Raw genomic sequence first — 17,472 nt, forward strand, 5'->3', positions numbered from 1 at the left:
TTGTTACTGCTTTAGTCAGGATCAGCCGTAGGCAATAAAACCGCTGGAGACCAGTTCGGTACGATTAACCACGGCGGTTTTGGCAAAGATGTTGCGCATATGGGTTTTCACCGTCGATAGAGAGATACCGAGCTGCAAGGCAATGCGCTTATTGCTGGCCCCTTCACGCACCATATTGACGATCTCCTGCTCTTTGGCGGTGAGCAACTGGGCTTCACTATCTGGCAGTAGATCGCGGGTGGCCAACTCGATCAACGGCAGCACCGCACGTAAGCGGCTGCGCTCCAATTCGGTGAACGGCGTATCGCGGATCAGAGAAACCCCGGCAATGATCCGCTTACGCTGGCGGATAAAAATCTCCGTCATGTCACGCATGCGATTGGGTAGCATAAAGTCGTGATAATAGTGGCGGTTATTGGCGATCGCCGCTGGCGTCATGTTCACCATCTGGATGTCTTGCTGGTGGAAGTTGGCCGGTTTTAACGGGTCCAACTGTTGAAAATGGTCGAGATATTGCTGATGAGTATCAGCGCTAATACCATGAAGAATATAGTGATCTGGCCGCAGGTCCGGGTCCACCAGATAAAAAACCCCGGCAGAAACTGGGATCAGATGCGCAATGGTATTCAGACAGCTCGAGATAAAAGCATCGTTACGCATGAAGGATGATGTGGTTGTCATAATGCATTTTCCTCCGTTGATCGCTCAGTACCCTGAAGGACACCTGCAAAGGTATCTGGACAATATGTGAACGATATCAGCATAGGTGTAGCAATTATGCAACACAACGAAAACATATTAACAACGTGAGCCGGATTGCAATAAAATACATTAATAACAACATCCCCATGCTGATTGACGGGGTGTCTTTCTGACAGAAAGTGGCTTTTTCATTAACACATTAATAAAAATTGCCGAGCGGTTACTATTGAATTTAAAGTAATTTCTCGCTAATGGTGCTTTTTGCCCAGTAGCTCAACTCCCCCTTACTCCCTTTACGTCTCTCGTCCTTAAGGACGATAGCCAGCCTTTCGCTTTCCTTCCTATAGTGAGATTACCGCCCTTGGCGGCTACAACACCGGGTAAAACTACTATAAGAGGAAGTAACCATGAACCTGTCGTCGCGGCTCAGTGCCCAGCTAGAACGGGGCAAGGTCGGGTTCCCCACCACGTTAGCCAGTTCGGTTGGGGTGATCATGGCCAGCCCGGTGATCCTCACCGTTACCAGCGGTTTTGGTATCGGTGGTGACACCTTCGCGCTGGCGATGCTGATCGCCTTTATCATGATGCAAGCCCAGCTCACCACCTTCTCGGAAGCGGCGGCGATCCTGCCCACCACCGGCTCGGTGTATGACTATATCTCCTGCGGCATGGGGCGATTTTTTGCCATTACCGGCACCCTGTCTGCCTATCTGATCGTGCATATCTTTGCCGGTACCGCCGAAACCATTCTTTCCGGCATCATGGCGCTGGTGAACTTTGAGCACCTCAATACCCTGATGGAAAGCAACAACAGCTCGTGGATGATCGGCGTGGGTTTGGTGATCATTTTCGGTATTCTGAATGCGTTTGGCATTGAAGCCTTCGGTAAGGCTGAGGTCGTGCTGACGTTCTGCATGTGGAGCACCTTGATGATCTTTTCGATCGCCGGGTTGCTTTTACCGCATGCTGTACCGCTAGAAGGTTGGTTTGGCACCACGCTGGATGTCGGCGATCCCCTGGCGGTGTTCAGCCTGGTGGGTATGGCGATGTTTATGTTCGTCGGCTGCGAGTTGGTGACGCCGATGGCGCCGGAGATCAAACGTTCTCACCGCGTGATCCCGCGTGCCATGTCCTTGGGACTATGCGGTGTAGCGTTGTGTATGGCGTTATACGGAGCAGCACTTAGCCATCAAGTGGAGAACGTGGTAGTAGATGCTGCCAATAACGTACATCTGTTGGATACGCCGATGGCTATCCCGGCATTTGCTGGCCAGATCATGGGCAACTTCGGTAAATACTGGCTGGGTGTTGGGCTGCTGTTAGCCGGGGCGGCCACCATTAACACCCTGATGGCGGCGGTGCCACGCATTATCTACGGCATGGTGTTGGACGGCGCTATGCCGCGCATCTTCGCTTATCTGCATCCACGCTTTAAAACACCGGTAGTTGCGATTGCCGCTGCGGTGCTGATCCCCTGCGTTCACGCTTTCGCCATTCAGGGCAATCTGGACCGCATCATGCCGATGGTGCTGGCAGCGGTCTGCGCCTGGGGCGTGGCTTACCTGCTGGTGACCTGCTCGGTGGTGATCCTGCGTATCCGCCGTCCAGATCTGCCACGCGCCTATAAATCGCCTTGGTTCCCGCTGCCGCAGATTGTCTCCAGCATCGGGATCGTGCTGGCGATTTTTTACATCACGCCGCCGGGCATGAACCCACGCGATGTCTACATTCCCTTTGGCATCATGATCGGCCTGACCTCCGCCTATGCGCTGTTCTGGACCCTGTGCGTACAGAAGGTGAATCCGTTTAAACCGGTGCCGGTGGAAGAGGTGCTGGAGAGTGCCTTCAACAAGGCAGAAGCTGCGGAGGTGGAATTTGATCGGCTTACTTCCCTCACTTAATCGTTATTGGCGGCGTGACCCTCCTGGTTATCAGGCAGGGACCACGCTCACCCGGTTGACGGCGAACCTGCAGCCTTACGCCTGTGAGCGCGTTGCCGTTAATCAGTTACGGCTCACGCTGCCACAGGGGCCGGTAATAGAGGTGGCAGAGCAGGTGCAGTCGCTGTTTTTGGCGCACATCGTCACTCACCGTTTCCGCTTGCAGGGCAACGCACGTTTTACCGAGCCGCTGGTGCTCAACATCATCACTGGTGGTTGGCTGCGTCGTAATGGCGTGGTTTATCGCACCAAGGCCAAACATGATGGTGCCCAGCAGTTGATTGCCGCGTTGCGGCAATACCCACAAATCGGCGACACGTTAGCCAAGCTCGATTTCCGCCGCGCCACGCTCACGATAACAGAGGGCAACTGGCAGTTGGATATTGAGCATTTTGCCGCTTCCGAAGTGGTCAGCCGCCTTCCCGCCAGCCGTCGCTATCTGCGGTTGGAAGCCGAGCAGCGGCGCTTGCTGCTGAGCAGTTTCCTGATGATCGGCCAGTTGATGGAGAAAAGTAATGAGTAGAGTGGTGGTCATTACCGGCGGCGGGACTGGCATTGGTGCCGCCTGTGCCCGGTTGCTTACGAAGGAAGGCGACCAGGTATTTATTGTTGGCCGCCGCCAAGAACCGCTGAACGCCTTGGCTGCGGAGATTGGGGCGTATGCCGTAGTTGGAGACGCCGCCAGCGGAGCCAGTTGGCAAACCGACATCCTGCCAGCCATTTTACAGCGGGCCGGACGTATCGACTGCCTGATTGCCAGCGCTGGCGGGATGGGGTTGGGTCGTATCACCGACGTCACCGATGTCCAATGGCAACAGGCGTTGGACAGCAATCTCAATAGTGCGTTTGCCAGCGCCCGGGCCTGTTTGCCGGAGCTGGTGAAGCACGGCGGCAATCTGCTGTTTGTCGCTTCTATCGCCTCGTTGGCCGCCGGGCCGGAGGTGTGTGGGTATGTCACCGCCAAACACGCGCTAATCGGCCTGATGCGTTCCATCGCCCGTGACTATGGCCCAAAGGGCGTGCGTGCCAACGCGGTTTGCCCCGGCTGGGTGACCACGCCGATGGCCGATGAAGAGATGCAGCCGTTGATGGCGGCACATAACTTAACGCTCGAGCAGGCCTATCAACATGTCTGTCGCGATGTGCCGCTGCGCCGCCCGGCCAGTGCGCAAGAGATCGCCCAGGTGTGTCGTTTTCTCTGCTCAACGCAGGCGTCAATTATTACTGGCGCAACGCTGGTGGCCGATGGCGGTTCCACCATTGTCGATGTGCCGACCTTAGCTTTCACTTCCCTGTAAGGAGATTGTCATGAGTTCAGAAGCGGTATTTATTCAGGTTGGCGCACTGGCGGAAGGTTTCGCCCCTCACAGCCATACGCTGGAGCAGCAGGATTTGGCCGGTACTTCGTTGGCGTTCCATTTTGCCGAAGGGGAAACGGTGCAGTGCAGCTTTAACGACGATCAAACCCTGCAGTGGGGAGAGCAACGGGTTGATTACCGGGCAACCGGCATTCGCCCGGGGATCCTGTTTATCGATTTCCTCGATCCGCAGCGGCCCAACGGCAGCGTTACGCTGGTGTGCGATCGTCAGCAGGGTAACTTTACCGCCGTCTATGGTCAGTTGCCGGAGGAATCACAGGCGCGGCTGGATGCTTTTAGCCGGGTAGAGCAGGGGTTGCCGCTCACGGCGGTGAATGCCGAATTCCGCTTTGGCCGACTGGATAGCAGCGATGCAGCATTGCCGCAGTTTACCGACGAATTGATCGGGATGCGTAATCTGTATACCTACAGCCCGACGGAGCGCTATGAGCATATTTATCTGAACAATAATTTCTACGCTTGGCAGTGCTTGGACGGGGTCGAGAAAGGGCTGGCGGATGTCGATCGCTGCCATTACGTCAAAGTGGCGGAGAAGCTGTATCTGTTCGTCTGGCGCGAGAAGATCATTCCGACGCTGGGCGTAGTGATGATCGACCTGCAAGAGATGCGCACCGATGGCAAGATCCTCGGTTATCAGGGCAGTGATTTCAGCAGCCTGAGCAACTTTGCCGTAGGCGCTCACGCGCAGATCCTTAACACCACGCATTACCCTAAGGCCTGAGCCGATGACGGCGATTTATGCCAGTGATGCGTTTGCCGGGCAGGTGGTGCTGGTGACCGGCGGTGCACAGGGCATTGGGCTGGCGATCGTCAGCGCCTTTGCACGTTTGGGGGCCAAGGTGGTGATGGCGGACTTACAACTGCAAAAGGCACTGGAGGCGGCTGAAAGCCTGTGCCAACGGGGTTGTAACGTGGAGGCGACCGCCTGTGATATGGACGATGCAGGGCAGATTGCCGAGCTGGTCACACAGACAGCGCAGCGGCATCAACGGCTGGACGTGGTGATCCACAACGCCGCTTATTTTCCGCTGAGGCCGTTTAACCAGATTGATGCCGAACTGTTGCAACGCACCTTGAGCGTCAATTTGATGGCCCCGTTCTTTCTGGCGCAGGCGGCGTTGCCGTGGATGAAGCGCCAGGGGGGCGGACGTATTCTGGTGACCTCGTCGGTCACTGGGCCAAGGGTAGCCTACCCAGGGCTGGCGCACTATGCGGCTTCCAAGGCGGGGGTAAATGGTTTTATTCGCGCTGCCGCGTTGGAACTGGCATGTGAAGGGATCACGGTAAATGGCGTGGAGCCGGGGATGATCCGCACGCCCGCGATGGCAAATCTGGGCGGGGAAGCGCTGAATCAGGCGATAGCCGCTGCGGTGCCGCTGGGCAGGTTGGGGGAGCCGGAGGATATTGCGGCAGCGATGGTCTTTTTGGCCTCGCCGGCTGCGAGTTATATCACCGGCCAGACGCTGGTGGTGGATGGCGGTGCGCTATTGCCGGAAACCCAACCTGTCATTAATTGAGGAACCCTCTAGGTGCTGATGGGGGCTGCGAGCAGCACCCCTATTTGTGAGCAACCACGTTGTTAGCCTGTTGATCCCCTAAGCGGATCAGCTCATCGAGCAACGTCATCAACTGATCCATCTTCTGCTTCGAGAATGCTGCTTCTATTTCCCCATATCCCTGTTCCACCTGGTGGCGTGCCAGTTCATACAGCTCCTGGCCTTGCTGGGTCAAGGACACGTACAGCTTGCGCTGATCGTTAACCGGCTTGAGGCGAAAGATCAGCTTATCCCGCTCCATGCGCGACAGGATGCCGGTCAGGCTGGGGCGCAGGATGCAGGTCTCTGCGGCCAATTCGTGAAACTCAATGGAACGGTTATCGGCCAATACGCGAATGATGCGCCATTGCTGCTCTGTCAGGTTGTGGCTTTTCAGGATCGGGCGGAAGAACCCCATGGCGGTTTCACGCGCCTGCAACAGGGCGATGGTTAACGATTCATGCATGTCGATGGCCTTGGCTTAATTTTATTAACAACTTAATAGTAGCCAATTTTTGACCGGCGGAGAACGGTAAAACGCGATCCGTCACGTAAAAATCCTGCAAAAAAGGTTAATTTGCTGATTAATAACGCTAATGTGCATAATTTGTGAATATTTCGTTATCACGATCACAAATTAAATTAACAACGTTGCGTAAATGCTGAACAGCGTATAAAAGTATTCATTAACATATTAATGATTGGCGTTCCGTAGAAGGAGTCTGCATGAAAGGCACCGTATTTTCCGTAGCACTTAACCACCGCAGCCAGCTTGATGCCTGGGATCAGGCGTTTCGCGCCGCCCCTTACCAAACGCCGCCCAAGACGCCGGTGTGGTTCATCAAACCGCGCAATACCCATCTTGCCAACGGTGGCAGCATCCCGTTCCCGGCTGGTGAAACCGTACAAAGTGGCGCAACGCTGGCAGTAGTGATTGGTCGCACCGCCCGCAAGGTGCCAGCGGATAAGGTGGCCGATTATGTGGCCGGTTACGCCTTGGCAAACGACGTCAGCCTGCCGGAAACCAGCTTCTATCGCCCGGCAATCAAAGCCAAATGCCGTGACGGTTTCTGCCCGTTGGGAGAGGTTGCTCCACTGGCTAGTACCAGCGGCCTGGAAATCATCACCGAAATCAATGGCGTGGAGCAGGATCGCTGGTCAACGGCCGATCTGGTGCGTTCGGTGCCGGAACTGATCGCCGCCATCAGCGATTTTATTACCCTGCAACCGGGGGATGCGGTGCTGATTGGCACGCCACACCAGCGGGTTGAGATCAAGCCGGGTGACCAAGTGACGGTGCGGGCCGCAGGTTTGCCAACCCTTACCAACCCAGTGACGCAGGCAGGAGAATAACCATGAGACATGCTCGTATCCGCCATCATGGCCAGATTGTTAACGTCACCGTAGACGACCAGCTAAGCGTTACCCTACCCGATGGCAGTAAGCTCGATGAGTACGATGTGGAATGGCTGCCACCGGCGCAGGGCACGATATTTGCCCTCGGCCTGAACTATGCCGATCACGCCAGTGAGCTGGAGTTTAAAGCGCCGGAAGAGCCTTTGGTGTTCCTCAAAGGGCCAAACAGCCTGACCGGCCACCGCCAGGTTTCCGTGCGACCGGCGCAGGTGGAATACATGCACTACGAAGCCGAGCTGGTGGCGGTGATCGGTAAAACCGCGCGCAACGTCAGCCGCGAGCAGGCGATGGATTACGTGGCCGGTTACACCCTGTGTAACGACTACGCCATCCGCGACTACCTGGAAAACTACTACCGCCCCAACCTGCGGGTGAAAAGCCGCGACACCTTGACGCCTATCGGCCCCTACATTGTCGATCGTGACGATGTCGCGGATCCGCATAACCTGACGCTCAGCACCTATGTTAACGGTGAACTGCGCCAGCGCGGCACCACTGCCGACATGATTTTCGACATCCCGTTCCTGATCGAATACCTGAGTGAATTTATGACGTTGCAGCCTGGCGACATGATCGCCACCGGCACGCCGAAAGGGCTGGCCGACGTGCAGCCTGGGGATGAAATTGTGGTGGAGATCGAAGGCATTGGCCGCTTGGTTAACCACATCATCAGTGAAAAAGATTACGAGGAGAGCAAGGGATGAAAACCATCAACCATTGGATCAACGGCAAGAACGTCGCCAGCAAAGAGTATTTCACCACCACCAACCCGGCTAACGGCGAGGTGCTGGCGGAAGTGGCGTCCGGTGGCCAGCTCGAAATCGACCAGGCAGTAGCCGCAGCCAAAGAGGCCTTCCCGAAATGGGCCAATACGCCGATGAAAGAGCGTGCGCGCCTGATGCGTCGCCTGGGTGAGCTGATCGACCAGAACGTGCCGCAGATTGCCGAGATGGAGACCGCGGACACCGGGTTGCCGATCCACCAGACCAAAAACGTGCTGATCCCACGCGCCTCGCACAACTTTGAGTTCTTTGCCGAGATCTGCCAGCAGATGAATGGCCGCACCTACCCGGTGGACGACAAGATGCTCAACTATACGCTGATCCAGCCGGTGGGCGTGTGTGCGCTGGTGTCGCCGTGGAACGTGCCGTTTATGACCGCCACCTGGAAAACCGCGCCTTGCCTGGCACTGGGTAACACGGCGGTGCTGAAAATGTCCGAGCTTTCGCCACTGACGGCGGATCGCCTGGGCGAACTGGCGCTGGAAGCCGGTATTCCTGCCGGGGTGCTGAACGTAGTGCAAGGTTATGGCGCGACGGCGGGCGATGCTTTGGTGCGCCATAAAGACGTGCGTGCGGTGTCCTTCACCGGCGGTACTTCAACTGGCCGCCGCATTATTGAAAGCGCCGGGCTGAAGAAATTCTCGATGGAACTGGGCGGCAAATCACCGGTGCTGATCTTTGAGGATGCTGATATCGAGCGGGCGCTGGATGCGGCGCTGTTCACCATCTTCTCGATCAACGGTGAACGTTGCACTGCGGGTTCACGCATTTTCATTCAAGAAAGCATTTATCCGGAATTCGTCAAACGCTTTGCCGAGCGTGCCAACCGCCTGCGCGTGGGGGATCCAACCGATCCAAATACTCAGGTTGGGGCGTTGATCAGCCAGCAGCATTGGGAAAAAGTCTCCGGTTATATCCGCCTGGGTATCGAAGAGGGGGCCACTTTGCTGGCTGGCGGCCCGGATAAACCGGCCGGTTTGACCCACGGCAACTTCCTGCGCCCAACGGTGCTGGCCGATGTTAACAACAATATGCGTGTCGCGCAGGAAGAGATCTTCGGGCCGGTGGCCTGCCTCCTGCCGTTCAAATCAGAAGAAGACGGCCTGCGCATGGCCAACGATGTGGAGTACGGCCTGGCGTCGTACATCTGGACGCAGGATGTGAGCAAAGTACTGCGTCTGGCCCGCAATATTGAAGCGGGTATGGTTTTCGTCAACACCCAGAACGTACGCGATCTGCGCCAGCCGTTTGGCGGGGTGAAATCCTCTGGCACCGGCCGGGAAGGTGGTGAGTACAGCTTCGAAGTATTTGCCGAGATGAAAAACGTTTGTATCTCCATGGGGGATCACCCGATCCCACGTTGGGGAGTGTGAGATAGCTCCGTGCCCTTTAAAACAACAACCAAGGACTAGACCCGATAGACATCAGCCTGCGGCCAGCCGTGCCGCAGGCTGAAAGATAAAGGGAATAGGAGGACATATGGGTAAATTAGCATTAGCCGCAAAGATTACACACGTTCCTTCGATGTACCTGTCTGAATTGCCAGGAGAACACCATGGCTGCCGTCAAGCCGCCATTGATGGTCACAAAGAAATCAGTGCCCGCTGTCGCGAAATGGGCGTCGACACCATTATCGTGTTTGATACCCACTGGCTGGTGAACAGCGCCTACCACATCAACTGCAACTCGCATTTCAAAGGGCTTTACACCAGCAACGAGCTGCCGCACTTCATTCGTGACATGACTTACGAATATGACGGCAACCCGGAGCTGGGCCAGATGATTGCCGAGGAAGCTCGCAAGCTTGGCGTACGTGCCAAGGCGCACGAGATCCCAAGCCTGGAGCTGGAATACGGCACGCTGGTGCCAATGCGCTACATGAACAGCGACCGCCACTTCAAGGTGATCTCCATTTCTGCCTTCTGCACCGTGCATGATTTTGCCGATAGCCGCCGCCTGGGTGAAGCGATTAAAACCGCGATTGAGAAATACGACGGCACCGTGGCGGTATTGGCCAGCGGCTCGCTGTCGCATCGCTTTATCGACGATCAACGTGCCGAGCAGGGCATGAACAGCTACACCCGCCAGTTCGACCAGCAGATGGACGAAAGGGTAGTGAAACTGTGGGAAGAAGGGCGCTTCCGCGAGTTCTGCGAAATGCTGCCGGAGTACGCTGACTACTGCTATGGCGAAGGCAATATGCACGACACCGTGATGTTGCTGGGCCTGTTGGGCTGGGACAAGTATCAGGGCAAGGTGGAGTTTGTTACCCCGCTGTTTGCCAGTTCCGGAACCGGCCAGGTCAACGGCATATTCCCTCTTCCTGCTGAAGCCTGAGGATACCCAATGCCCCATTTTTACGCTGAATGTACCGACAACATCCGCCGGGAGGCGGATTTACCCGCGCTGTTCGACAAGGTTAATCACGCGCTGGCGGAAACCGGCATCTTCCCGCTGGCGGGCATCCGTAGCCGCGCCATCTGGCTGGATACCTGGCAGATGGCCGACGGCAAGCAGAACTATGCCTTTGTGCATATGACGCTGAAGATTGGCCACGGCCGCAGCCTGGAGAGCCGCCAGCAGGTGGGCGAAATGCTGTTCATCCTGATCAAGGATCACTTCGCCGCGCTGATGGCTAACCGTTATCTGGCGCTCTCCTTCACCATCGAAGAGCTGGATCCGGTGCTCAACTATAAGCAGAACAACGTCCATGCGCTGTTTAGCAAGGACTGAACAAGGAGTGGTAAATGCTGGATAAAGACGTACTGAGCCGAGCCGTGCAGCGCCTGCATCAGGCCGAGCAGAGCCGGGAACAGATCCGCGCGCTATCGCTGGATCACCCGGAGATCACTATTGAAGATGCCTATGCTATCCAGCGCCAGTGGGTTGAGCTGAAGATCGCCGAAGGGCGCACTCTGAAGGGGCATAAGATCGGGCTGACCTCGCGCGCCATGCAGGTCAGCTCGCAGATCACCGAGCCGGACTACGGCGCGCTGCTGGACGACATGTTCTTTAACGATGGCAGCGACATTCCGATCGATCGCTTTATCGTGCCACGTGTCGAAGTGGAGCTGGCGTTTGTGCTGGCGAAGCCGCTGCGCGGGCCGAACTGCACGCTGTTTGATGTCTATAACGCTACCGATTATGTGATCCCGGCGTTGGAGATCATCGATGCTCGCAGTCATAACGTCGATCCGCAAACCCAGCGTCCACGTAAGGTGTTCGACACCATTTCCGACAATGCTGCCAACGCCGGTGTGGTGATGGGGGGCAGGCCGATCAAGCCGGACGCGCTGGACCTACGCTGGATCAGTGCCTTGCTGTATCGCAATGGCGTGATTGAAGAGTCTGGCGTGGCGGCGGCGGTGCTCAATCACCCAGCCAATGGCGTGGCCTGGTTGGCCAATAAGCTGTCCCCGTATGACGTGGAACTGGAAGCCGGGCAGATCATTCTTGGCGGTTCTTTCACCCGCCCGGTGGCGGCGCGGCGCGGCGATACCTTCCATGCCGACTATGGCCCTATGGGCTGCATCAGTTGCCGGTTTGTCTAAGGAGAAACACCATGCTAACTAACCATTTCAAACAGGCCCTGCAGGAAAAACGCCCGCAGATCGGTCTGTGGCTGGGGCTGTGCAGCAGCTACAGCGCTGAACTGCTGGCCGGAGCCGGGTTCGACTGGCTACTGATCGACGGCGAGCATGCGCCCAACAATGTGCAAACGATATTGGGCCAGTTGCAGGCGATTGCGCCTTATGCCAGCCATCCGGTGGTGCGCCCGGCCTGGAACGATCCGGTGCTGATCAAACAGCTGCTGGACGTCGGTGCGCAAACCCTGTTGATCCCGATGATCCAAAACGCCGAGCAGGCGCGGGAAGCGGTGCGGGCTACCCGTTATCCACCAAACGGTATTCGCGGGGTTGGCAGTGCGCTGGCTCGGGCCTCGCGCTGGAACCGGGTGCCGAATTACCTGCATCTAGCCGACAGCCAGATGTGCGTGCTGGTGCAGATAGAAACCCGAGAGGCGGTAAAAAATCTGGATGCCATCCTGGAAGTAGAAGGGGTGGACGGCGTCTTTATCGGCCCGGCGGATCTGAGTGCCGACATGGGCTTTGCCGGTAATCCACAGCATCCCGAAGTGCAACGCACTATCGACGATGCCATTGCCCGCATCCGTGCCGCAGGCAAGGCACCGGGCATCCTGATGGCACAGCAGGAACTGGCACAGCACTATCTGGCATCTGGCGCGTTGTTTGTTGCCGTTGGCGTGGATACCACTCTGCTGGTACGGGCGGCAGACTCCCTGCTCAGCAGTTTCAAACAGGATAAACCGGCGGAGCAATCATCCCAGGGCGTTTACTAATCGGAGTCATCATGAGCAACGTCGATTCGCTCAAGCCACTGAACCCGGCAGAGCAACATAAAGCGTTAACCGCCACCGAGCAGTCGGTGATTAAAAAGTTATTTCGGCGCCTGATTATTTTCTTATTTGTGTTGTTTGTTTTCTCGTTCCTTGACCGTATCAACATCGGGTTTGCCGGTTTGACCATGAAGCAGGACCTCGGTCTTAGCTCCACCATGTTCGGCCTGGCCGCAACGCTGTTTTACGTCACCTACGTGATCTTCGGCATCCCCAGCAACATGATGCTGAGCAGGGTGGGGGCACGGCGTTGGATCGCCACCATCATGGTGCTGTGGGGCATTGCTTCTACCTGCACCATGTTTGCCACTGGGCCAACCAGTCTGTACGTGCTGCGGATGATCGTCGGTATTACCGAGGCGGGCTTCCTGCCAGGGATCCTGGTGTATCTCACCTACTGGTTCCCGGCGTTTTACCGTGCTCGGGCTAACGCGCTGTTTATGATTGCCATGCCGGTCACGATGGCATTGGGGTCGCTGGTGTCCGGTTATATTCTGGCGCTGGATGGCATGATGAACCTGAAAGGCTGGCAATGGCTGTTCCTGCTGGAAGGGATCCCTTCGGTGATCCTTGGCGTGGTGGTGTGGTTCTACCTGGACGATACGCCGGCCAAGGCCAAGTGGCTGACCAGCGAAGAGAAGGCCAGCCTAAAAGCGATGATGGAAGCCGACAAATTGCAACTGGTGCAGCCGGAAGGGCCAAGCAGCCACCGGGCGTTGCAACAGCGCAGCCTGTGGCGTGAGGTGCTGACGCCGGTGGTGCTGATGTATACGCTGGCCTATTTCTGCCTCACCAATACCCTGAGCGCCATCAATATCTGGACGCCGCAGATCCTGCAGAGCTTCAACCAGAGCAGCAGTAACATCATGATCGGTTTTCTGGCGGCGATCCCGCAAATCTGTACCATCGCCGGTATGATCTGGTGGAGTAAACGTTCGGATCGCTTGCAGGAGCGCAAGTTCCACACCGCGCTGCCATATCTGTTTGCGGCGGCAGGTTGGCTGTTGGCTTCGGCGACCAACCACAGCATGGTTCAGCTATTAGGGATCGTGATGGCGTCGGTCGGCTCGTTTACCGCGATGGCGATCTTCTGGACCACGCCGGATCAGTCAATCAGCTTTGAAGCCCGAGCGGTGGGGATCGCGGTGATCAACGCCACCGGTAACATCGGCTCGGCGGTCAGCCCGCTGTTGATCGGCTGGTTCAAAGATGTGACCGGCAGCTTTAACTCCGGGCTCTATTTTGTCTCGGCGTTGCTGATAATCGGAGCCGTGCTGGTATGGCGAATCCCAATGAAGGATTCACGACCGCGGGCCACACCATAAACTTTGATAGTGCTTGAGGATACGCCCCCTCTCCCTTTGGGAGAGGGTCGGGGTGAGGGGAAATTGAATCGGTAATATTTTCCTTTTCACCCATTCCTTCTCTTATTTTCACCGGAGGATAACGTGCAGAAAAGTACCGGCTTTATCGCCAATATCGATATTGGCAAAGAGTATGACGCGCGTTACGCCGCTGATGAGGTGCACTACGAAACTTTTGCCGGGCTGGCGGCATTTTTTGGCCGGGATATGCAGGTGCACTGGCACGACCGCTTCTTCCAGTTGCATTATCTGGCCACTGGCAGGATAGAGCTACAGCTTGACGATCAGCACTATTCGGTGCAGGCTCCGCTGTTTATCCTCACCCCACCCTCAGTACCACACGCCTTTTTCACCGAACCAGACAGCGACGGCCACGTGTTAACGGTGCGGCAGGAACTGATCTGGCCGTTGCTGGAACGCCTGTATCCGGGCAGTAATCTGGCGCTGGATATGCCGGGAATTTGCCTTTCGCTGGCCGCAGTACCGCAAGAGTTGGCGGCGCTTGGGCATTATTGGGAACTGATCGCCCGCGAGTTCAGCCAAAAGATGGCCGGGCGCGAGCAGACGCTGGCATTGCTGGCCCAAGCGGTCTTCACGTTGATGCTGCGCAATACCTCATTGGATGACAAGGCCGCCAGCGGTGTGCGCGGCGAACTGAAGCTGTTCCAGCGTTTTAACAAGATGGTGGACGAGCGTTTTCGCGATCACCTGTCGGTGCCGGAATATGCCCAGTCGCTGGGAGTGACGGAATCACGCCTCAACGATCTATGCCGCCGTTTTGCCAATCGGCCACCCAAGCGGCTGATCTTCGATCGCCTGCTGCGTGAAGCCAAACGGCTGCTGCTGTTCAGCGCCTGCACGGTGCATGAAACGGCTTACAGCCTGGGGTTCAAAGATCCCGCCTACTTCGCACGCTTCTTCAATCGGCTGGAAGGCTGTTCGCCTTCCGCCTATCGCGCTACGCAACACGTGCTGTCATAACCAGGAGCGGGTCAGCCTTTGTTGGCCACCAAATCCGCGACTAGCCGGTTGACCGGATCGCTCATATTGGTGAACTTGGTCAACTCCGAGCGGGTAACAACCACAAACACACCGATATTTTGCTGCGGCACCATCGCCATATAGGTGATGAAGCCGCCGCCGCCGCCGGTTTTCTGGATGATCCCTGGCAGACCGTCTTTCGGCGCCATATAGACCCAGCCCAGCCCTAAAGCAGAGGCTTCACCCGGTACGTCCATGCCTTTCAGTGACGTCAGATCTTTGCGCTGGAAATACATGGTTTGTTCGGTTAAAGCCGTTGGCTTGCGCGAGCCGCTTACGTTGGAGGAGAGGAACTGCTGCATCCAGCGCTGCATATCGCGCGGCGTCGAGTAAACGCCACCGCTGCCACTGGCGGCTGTGGTATCGCGGCAGGCGCTTGGCCCAGAGGCAGCCACCATCAGGCGTGAGCACTGCTCTGCACTTGGCGTCAGCGTGGTATCAACCATTCCCAGTGGACCAGTGACTTTCTCGCGCAACAAGACGTTATAAGGCTTGCCAGCGGCACGTGACAACGCATCGGCCAATAGGTCGTAGGCCAGGTTGGAGTAGGCCGCCCGCACGCCCGGTGGCACGGTAATGGTGGCATGAGACAACCACTGCCAGCGCTGTGACTTGGTGGGCCAGGTAAACACCGGCGTTTTTGGCGGTTTCTTGCCGGGTTGCTCACGCGGCAGGGCGCTGGTGTGCGTTGCCAGGTTCAGCAAGGTAATCGGCTGGCGAGAATTGTAGGCAGGAACGACGGCCCCTTTGGGAGCATATTTGCGCAGTGGATCGGTGAGTTTAACCTTACCTTCCGCCGCCATTTTGACCATCACTTCGCTGGTCATCAGTTTGGTGATGGAGGCGATGCGGATCAGGGAATCTGGCCGTGGACGCAGATCGTTGCCCGGTTTGGTATCGCCAAAACTGCGGTTAACCACCTGATTGTTATCGATCACCACCAGCGCCATACCGGTTGCGCCGCTGTTATAGAAGATATGTTCAGCATACCGATCGACAATCTGTGAGGTGAGCTGCGCGTCGGTCGCCTGACTGGCCAAGGGGGTGGCACACAGGCCAAGCGCCAGCAATAACGTGGAGAGTGAGGTCTTCAACGGTCGTGTTCCATATAAAAATGTGGCAGGGAAGGCGTAAGTTGTCAGCTAGTGTAATGCGCTACGGCGCGATTGGCATGTGGTAAAAGTGGCGACAGGTAAAAGTTTTTCACCTTTCCCCTTCCGGCGAAGGGGAAAAGATCAGGCGACTGGCTGTGGGTGGGGGGCTAGCTGAATATTGTTGCGGCCACTGTTTTTGGCCCGGTACAGCGCGGCGTCGGCGGCACAGATCGCAGAGTCGATGTCCAGCTTATCCAGCGCAGAAATCCCGGCGCTTAACGTCACCCTGGTTGTCTCCTGCGCGTGGAAACGATGGGTGATGGTCAATTCCTGCACGCATTGGCGCACCTTTTCCGCCAGATAGGCCGCGTAATCTTCACCGACGTTGGTCAGCAGAACCAAAAACTCTTCTCCGCCGTAACGCACCACGATATCCCGTGAGCGCACCGCATCGCGGATGGTCGTTGCCACCTGGACTAAAGCTTGATCGCCCAGGGTGTGACCGTAGCGATCGTTGTAGACCTTGAAGTGGTCGATATCGAGTAGCAGCACAAAGTGGTTGCCCGAGGTCGGCGAGAGCAACTGATCCAGTTTACTCTCCAGCCCACGGCGGTTATACAGGCCGGTTAGCGGATCGATCATGCTCAGATCGCTGAATTTATCCCGTTCGTGATACAGGTTGGCCACCAGATGTTGGGTAAACATTTCGCTGCGCTTCAACAGCAAATGATGCACCGAGAAGGCGACGATTGGCAGCAGGGTGGTGAACAGAATACGCATGGTGTTATGCATGCCGTCCAGCCACAGGATTATCAGCGCCGAGGGAACGGCATGCAGACAGAAGGCCAGCAGGTTATCCGTCAGCGAGATCGCGCTGATAAAGAAAATACTGAACAGGCTGATCAGCAAAAAGCTGTGGTTGTCACTGGCGATAAGTTGGCTCTTGCTATAGATGTGCGCTGCCCATAGCAACCCAAGGGTGATGGCGAGCAGGTTGAGCCTTTGGACATAGTGGCGCGGTGAATACAGCGTAAATAGCATGGCCGCCAGGCAAATTGCTGGAATGCACAATAGCGGCAGCGTGAATGCCGGGATTTCTTTAAAGGGCACGAATAAAGTAAAAATGGCAGAGGCTGCATTCATCAACAAGAAAAGAAACAGGGATAAGCGCTGTTTGCTGGTTTGCAGTTGCTGATAAGAACGCGAGTTCATACGGGGATCACTCTTTACCAATGGGGCCGGTCGAAGGAAAAATGTTGGACAATGCCTGCTGAATAATTCCAATTGGTTATTATTAACAGACTATAAATGTTAAGAATTTTCTTATATGAAACTAACATTTTTCGCGCAGGCTGTCATCCGCGTTCAGCCGGATCTTGAAAAGAGTGCGGGCCCAAAAAAAGTGTTATATGATATTGGTTATCATTATCACTTAAAGGGTGGGGTTATCATGTTAGCAGCCATGGTTACCGCTTGTGGATTGTGGGGCATCAGTTGGTGCCTGGGGAATCGGCTTGCCAGCGCCTGGGGCGTGTTGCTGCCCTGTGCTCTGATGCCGTTTCTGGCGTTGATCGACCTGGATATGATGCAACTACGTACTCTGATCGTGGTTGCTATGCTGGCCACGCTGGTGATGCTGTTTAACAGCCGCTGGCGTCATTACCTGCTGCTCCCTTCCTGCATGGCTCTAGCCGGAGGACTGGCCGCAATCAGCCTGCATTTCAGCTTTAACTGAAACGACAAAACCACGCCTGAGCGTGTTGGTTTTTTCAGTGAGTTTTAATGCAGAAACAGCTAGAAGA

General features: G+C 56.3%; 19 protein-coding genes. 15 read left to right on the forward strand and 4 right to left on the reverse strand.

What is annotated here, in order from left to right; all coding sequences use genetic code 11:
- Nucleotides 1-21 precede the first annotated feature (21 nt).
- Nucleotides 22-681: a LuxR family transcriptional regulator gene (locus KGP16_RS03420; protein ID WP_021179178.1), complete on the reverse strand. Its 660-nt coding sequence runs from the start codon at nt 679-681 to the stop codon at nt 22-24.
- A 428-nt stretch (nt 682-1,109) separates the two neighbouring features.
- On the opposite strand from KGP16_RS03420, the gene KGP16_RS03425 reads away from it, so the two are divergent.
- The 5 genes from KGP16_RS03425 to KGP16_RS03445 are packed head-to-tail and all read left to right on the forward strand — an operon-like array spanning nt 1,110 to nt 5,538.
- Entirely contained in the window at nt 1,110-2,603 is a 1,494-nt protein-coding gene (locus tag KGP16_RS03425) for an APC family permease (RefSeq protein WP_021179181.1), read from the forward strand.
- Complete coding sequence (locus tag KGP16_RS03430; protein WP_218519905.1) at nt 2,578-3,165, forward strand: DUF3156 family protein; 588 nt, start codon at nt 2,578-2,580, stop codon at nt 3,163-3,165. Before KGP16_RS03425 ends, KGP16_RS03430 begins: the two co-directional genes overlap by 26 nt.
- Nucleotides 3,158-3,940, forward strand: coding sequence for an SDR family NAD(P)-dependent oxidoreductase (locus KGP16_RS03435; RefSeq protein ID WP_218519904.1), 783 nt, complete (start codon nt 3,158-3,160; stop codon nt 3,938-3,940). Before KGP16_RS03430 ends, KGP16_RS03435 begins: the two co-directional genes overlap by 8 nt.
- 10 nt (nt 3,941-3,950) lie before the next feature.
- A complete protein-coding gene (locus KGP16_RS03440; protein WP_179248441.1) occupies nt 3,951-4,742 on the forward strand; it encodes a MoaF C-terminal domain-containing protein in 792 nt (263 codons plus the stop codon).
- A 4-nt stretch (nt 4,743-4,746) separates the two neighbouring features.
- Nucleotides 4,747-5,538 (forward strand): SDR family oxidoreductase, encoded by a 792-nt coding sequence (locus KGP16_RS03445; RefSeq protein ID WP_223500834.1) that lies wholly within the window; start codon nt 4,747-4,749, stop codon nt 5,536-5,538.
- A 40-nt stretch (nt 5,539-5,578) separates the two neighbouring features.
- Here the strand turns inward: KGP16_RS03445 and hpaR are convergent, their stop codons facing one another.
- Nucleotides 5,579-6,022 carry a homoprotocatechuate degradation operon regulator HpaR gene (gene hpaR, locus KGP16_RS03450; protein WP_021808000.1) on the reverse strand — a complete coding sequence of 148 codons (444 nt, stop codon included), beginning with the start codon at nt 6,020-6,022 and terminating at the stop codon, nt 5,579-5,581.
- 260 nt (nt 6,023-6,282) lie between these two features.
- On the opposite strand from hpaR, the gene KGP16_RS03455 reads away from it, so the two are divergent.
- From KGP16_RS03455 to hpaA, 9 genes are all read left to right on the forward strand, one after another.
- Entirely contained in the window at nt 6,283-6,909 is a 627-nt protein-coding gene (locus KGP16_RS03455; protein ID WP_059199635.1) for a fumarylacetoacetate hydrolase family protein, read from the forward strand.
- 2 nt (nt 6,910-6,911) lie between these two features.
- Nucleotides 6,912-7,676 (forward strand): fumarylacetoacetate hydrolase family protein, encoded by a 765-nt coding sequence (locus KGP16_RS03460; RefSeq protein WP_021808002.1) that lies wholly within the window; start codon nt 6,912-6,914, stop codon nt 7,674-7,676.
- Nucleotides 7,673-9,127: a 5-carboxymethyl-2-hydroxymuconate semialdehyde dehydrogenase gene (hpaE, locus tag KGP16_RS03465; protein ID WP_115159038.1), complete on the forward strand. Its 1,455-nt coding sequence runs from the start codon at nt 7,673-7,675 to the stop codon at nt 9,125-9,127. Before KGP16_RS03460 ends, hpaE begins: the two co-directional genes overlap by 4 nt.
- Nucleotides 9,128-9,233: 106 nt before the next feature.
- The gene (gene hpaD, locus KGP16_RS03470) at nt 9,234-10,091 is read left to right on the forward strand and encodes a 3,4-dihydroxyphenylacetate 2,3-dioxygenase (protein ID WP_021808004.1); all 858 of its coding nucleotides are present in this window, start codon (nt 9,234-9,236) and stop codon (nt 10,089-10,091) included.
- Between the two features lie 9 nt (nt 10,092-10,100).
- The gene (locus KGP16_RS03475) at nt 10,101-10,487 is read left to right on the forward strand and encodes a 5-carboxymethyl-2-hydroxymuconate Delta-isomerase (protein WP_021179191.1); all 387 of its coding nucleotides are present in this window, start codon (nt 10,101-10,103) and stop codon (nt 10,485-10,487) included.
- 14 nt (nt 10,488-10,501) lie between these two features.
- On the forward strand, nt 10,502-11,305 hold the full coding sequence (gene hpaH, locus KGP16_RS03480; protein ID WP_021808005.1) for a 2-oxo-hept-4-ene-1,7-dioate hydratase: 804 nt from the start codon (nt 10,502-10,504) through the stop codon (nt 11,303-11,305).
- An 11-nt stretch (nt 11,306-11,316) separates the two neighbouring features.
- On the forward strand, nt 11,317-12,114 hold the full coding sequence (gene hpaI, locus KGP16_RS03485) for a 4-hydroxy-2-oxoheptanedioate aldolase (protein WP_223500835.1): 798 nt from the start codon (nt 11,317-11,319) through the stop codon (nt 12,112-12,114).
- A gap of 11 nt (nt 12,115-12,125) precedes the next feature.
- Nucleotides 12,126-13,496 carry a 4-hydroxyphenylacetate permease gene (gene hpaX / locus KGP16_RS03490; RefSeq protein ID WP_059199638.1) on the forward strand — a complete coding sequence of 457 codons (1,371 nt, stop codon included), beginning with the start codon at nt 12,126-12,128 and terminating at the stop codon, nt 13,494-13,496.
- Between the two features lie 123 nt (nt 13,497-13,619).
- Nucleotides 13,620-14,516, forward strand: coding sequence for a 4-hydroxyphenylacetate catabolism regulatory protein HpaA (hpaA, locus tag KGP16_RS03495; RefSeq protein ID WP_024485495.1), 897 nt, complete (start codon nt 13,620-13,622; stop codon nt 14,514-14,516).
- Nucleotides 14,517-14,527: 11 nt separating this feature from the next.
- Here hpaA and ampH read toward each other — a convergent pair whose 3' ends face one another.
- Nucleotides 14,528-15,670 (reverse strand): D-alanyl-D-alanine-carboxypeptidase/endopeptidase AmpH, encoded by a 1,143-nt coding sequence (gene ampH / locus KGP16_RS03500; RefSeq protein ID WP_021808009.1) that lies wholly within the window; start codon nt 15,668-15,670, stop codon nt 14,528-14,530.
- 141 nt (nt 15,671-15,811) lie between these two features.
- Nucleotides 15,812-16,882: a GGDEF domain-containing protein gene (locus KGP16_RS03505; RefSeq protein ID WP_021808010.1), complete on the reverse strand. Its 1,071-nt coding sequence runs from the start codon at nt 16,880-16,882 to the stop codon at nt 15,812-15,814.
- A 238-nt stretch (nt 16,883-17,120) separates the two neighbouring features.
- On the opposite strand from KGP16_RS03505, the gene KGP16_RS03510 reads away from it, so the two are divergent.
- Complete coding sequence (locus KGP16_RS03510) at nt 17,121-17,405, forward strand: DUF1435 domain-containing protein (protein ID WP_021808011.1); 285 nt, start codon at nt 17,121-17,123, stop codon at nt 17,403-17,405.
- The last annotated feature ends 67 nt before the right edge of the window (nt 17,406-17,472 follow it).

Source organism: Serratia sp. JSRIV006, from assembly GCF_019968685.1.
GTDB classification, from domain to species: Bacteria; Pseudomonadota; Gammaproteobacteria; order Enterobacterales; family Enterobacteriaceae; genus Chania; species Chania fonticola_B.

Excerpts from the sequence above, each read along its gene's own strand:
- KGP16_RS03420 (WP_021179178.1), bottom strand. The coding sequence starts at position 681 with ATGACAACCACATCATCCTTCATGCGTAACGATGCTTTTATCTCGAGC.
- KGP16_RS03425 (WP_021179181.1), top strand. The coding sequence starts at position 1,110 with ATGAACCTGTCGTCGCGGCTCAGTGCCCAGCTAGAACGGGGCAAGGTC.
- KGP16_RS03435 (WP_218519904.1), top strand. The coding sequence starts at position 3,158 with ATGAGTAGAGTGGTGGTCATTACCGGCGGCGGGACTGGCATTGGTGCC.
- KGP16_RS03440 (WP_179248441.1), top strand. The coding sequence starts at position 3,951 with ATGAGTTCAGAAGCGGTATTTATTCAGGTTGGCGCACTGGCGGAAGGT.
- KGP16_RS03445 (WP_223500834.1), top strand. The coding sequence starts at position 4,747 with ATGACGGCGATTTATGCCAGTGATGCGTTTGCCGGGCAGGTGGTGCTG.
- hpaR (WP_021808000.1), bottom strand. The coding sequence starts at position 6,022 with ATGCATGAATCGTTAACCATCGCCCTGTTGCAGGCGCGTGAAACCGCC.
- KGP16_RS03455 (WP_059199635.1), top strand. The coding sequence starts at position 6,283 with ATGAAAGGCACCGTATTTTCCGTAGCACTTAACCACCGCAGCCAGCTT.
- KGP16_RS03460 (WP_021808002.1), top strand. The coding sequence starts at position 6,912 with ATGAGACATGCTCGTATCCGCCATCATGGCCAGATTGTTAACGTCACC.
- hpaE (WP_115159038.1), top strand. The coding sequence starts at position 7,673 with ATGAAAACCATCAACCATTGGATCAACGGCAAGAACGTCGCCAGCAAA.
- hpaD (WP_021808004.1), top strand. The coding sequence starts at position 9,234 with ATGGGTAAATTAGCATTAGCCGCAAAGATTACACACGTTCCTTCGATG.
- KGP16_RS03475 (WP_021179191.1), top strand. The coding sequence starts at position 10,101 with ATGCCCCATTTTTACGCTGAATGTACCGACAACATCCGCCGGGAGGCG.
- hpaH (WP_021808005.1), top strand. The coding sequence starts at position 10,502 with ATGCTGGATAAAGACGTACTGAGCCGAGCCGTGCAGCGCCTGCATCAG.
- hpaI (WP_223500835.1), top strand. The coding sequence starts at position 11,317 with ATGCTAACTAACCATTTCAAACAGGCCCTGCAGGAAAAACGCCCGCAG.
- hpaX (WP_059199638.1), top strand. The coding sequence starts at position 12,126 with ATGAGCAACGTCGATTCGCTCAAGCCACTGAACCCGGCAGAGCAACAT.
- KGP16_RS03505 (WP_021808010.1), bottom strand. The coding sequence starts at position 16,882 with ATGAACTCGCGTTCTTATCAGCAACTGCAAACCAGCAAACAGCGCTTA.
- KGP16_RS03510 (WP_021808011.1), top strand. The coding sequence starts at position 17,121 with ATGTTAGCAGCCATGGTTACCGCTTGTGGATTGTGGGGCATCAGTTGG.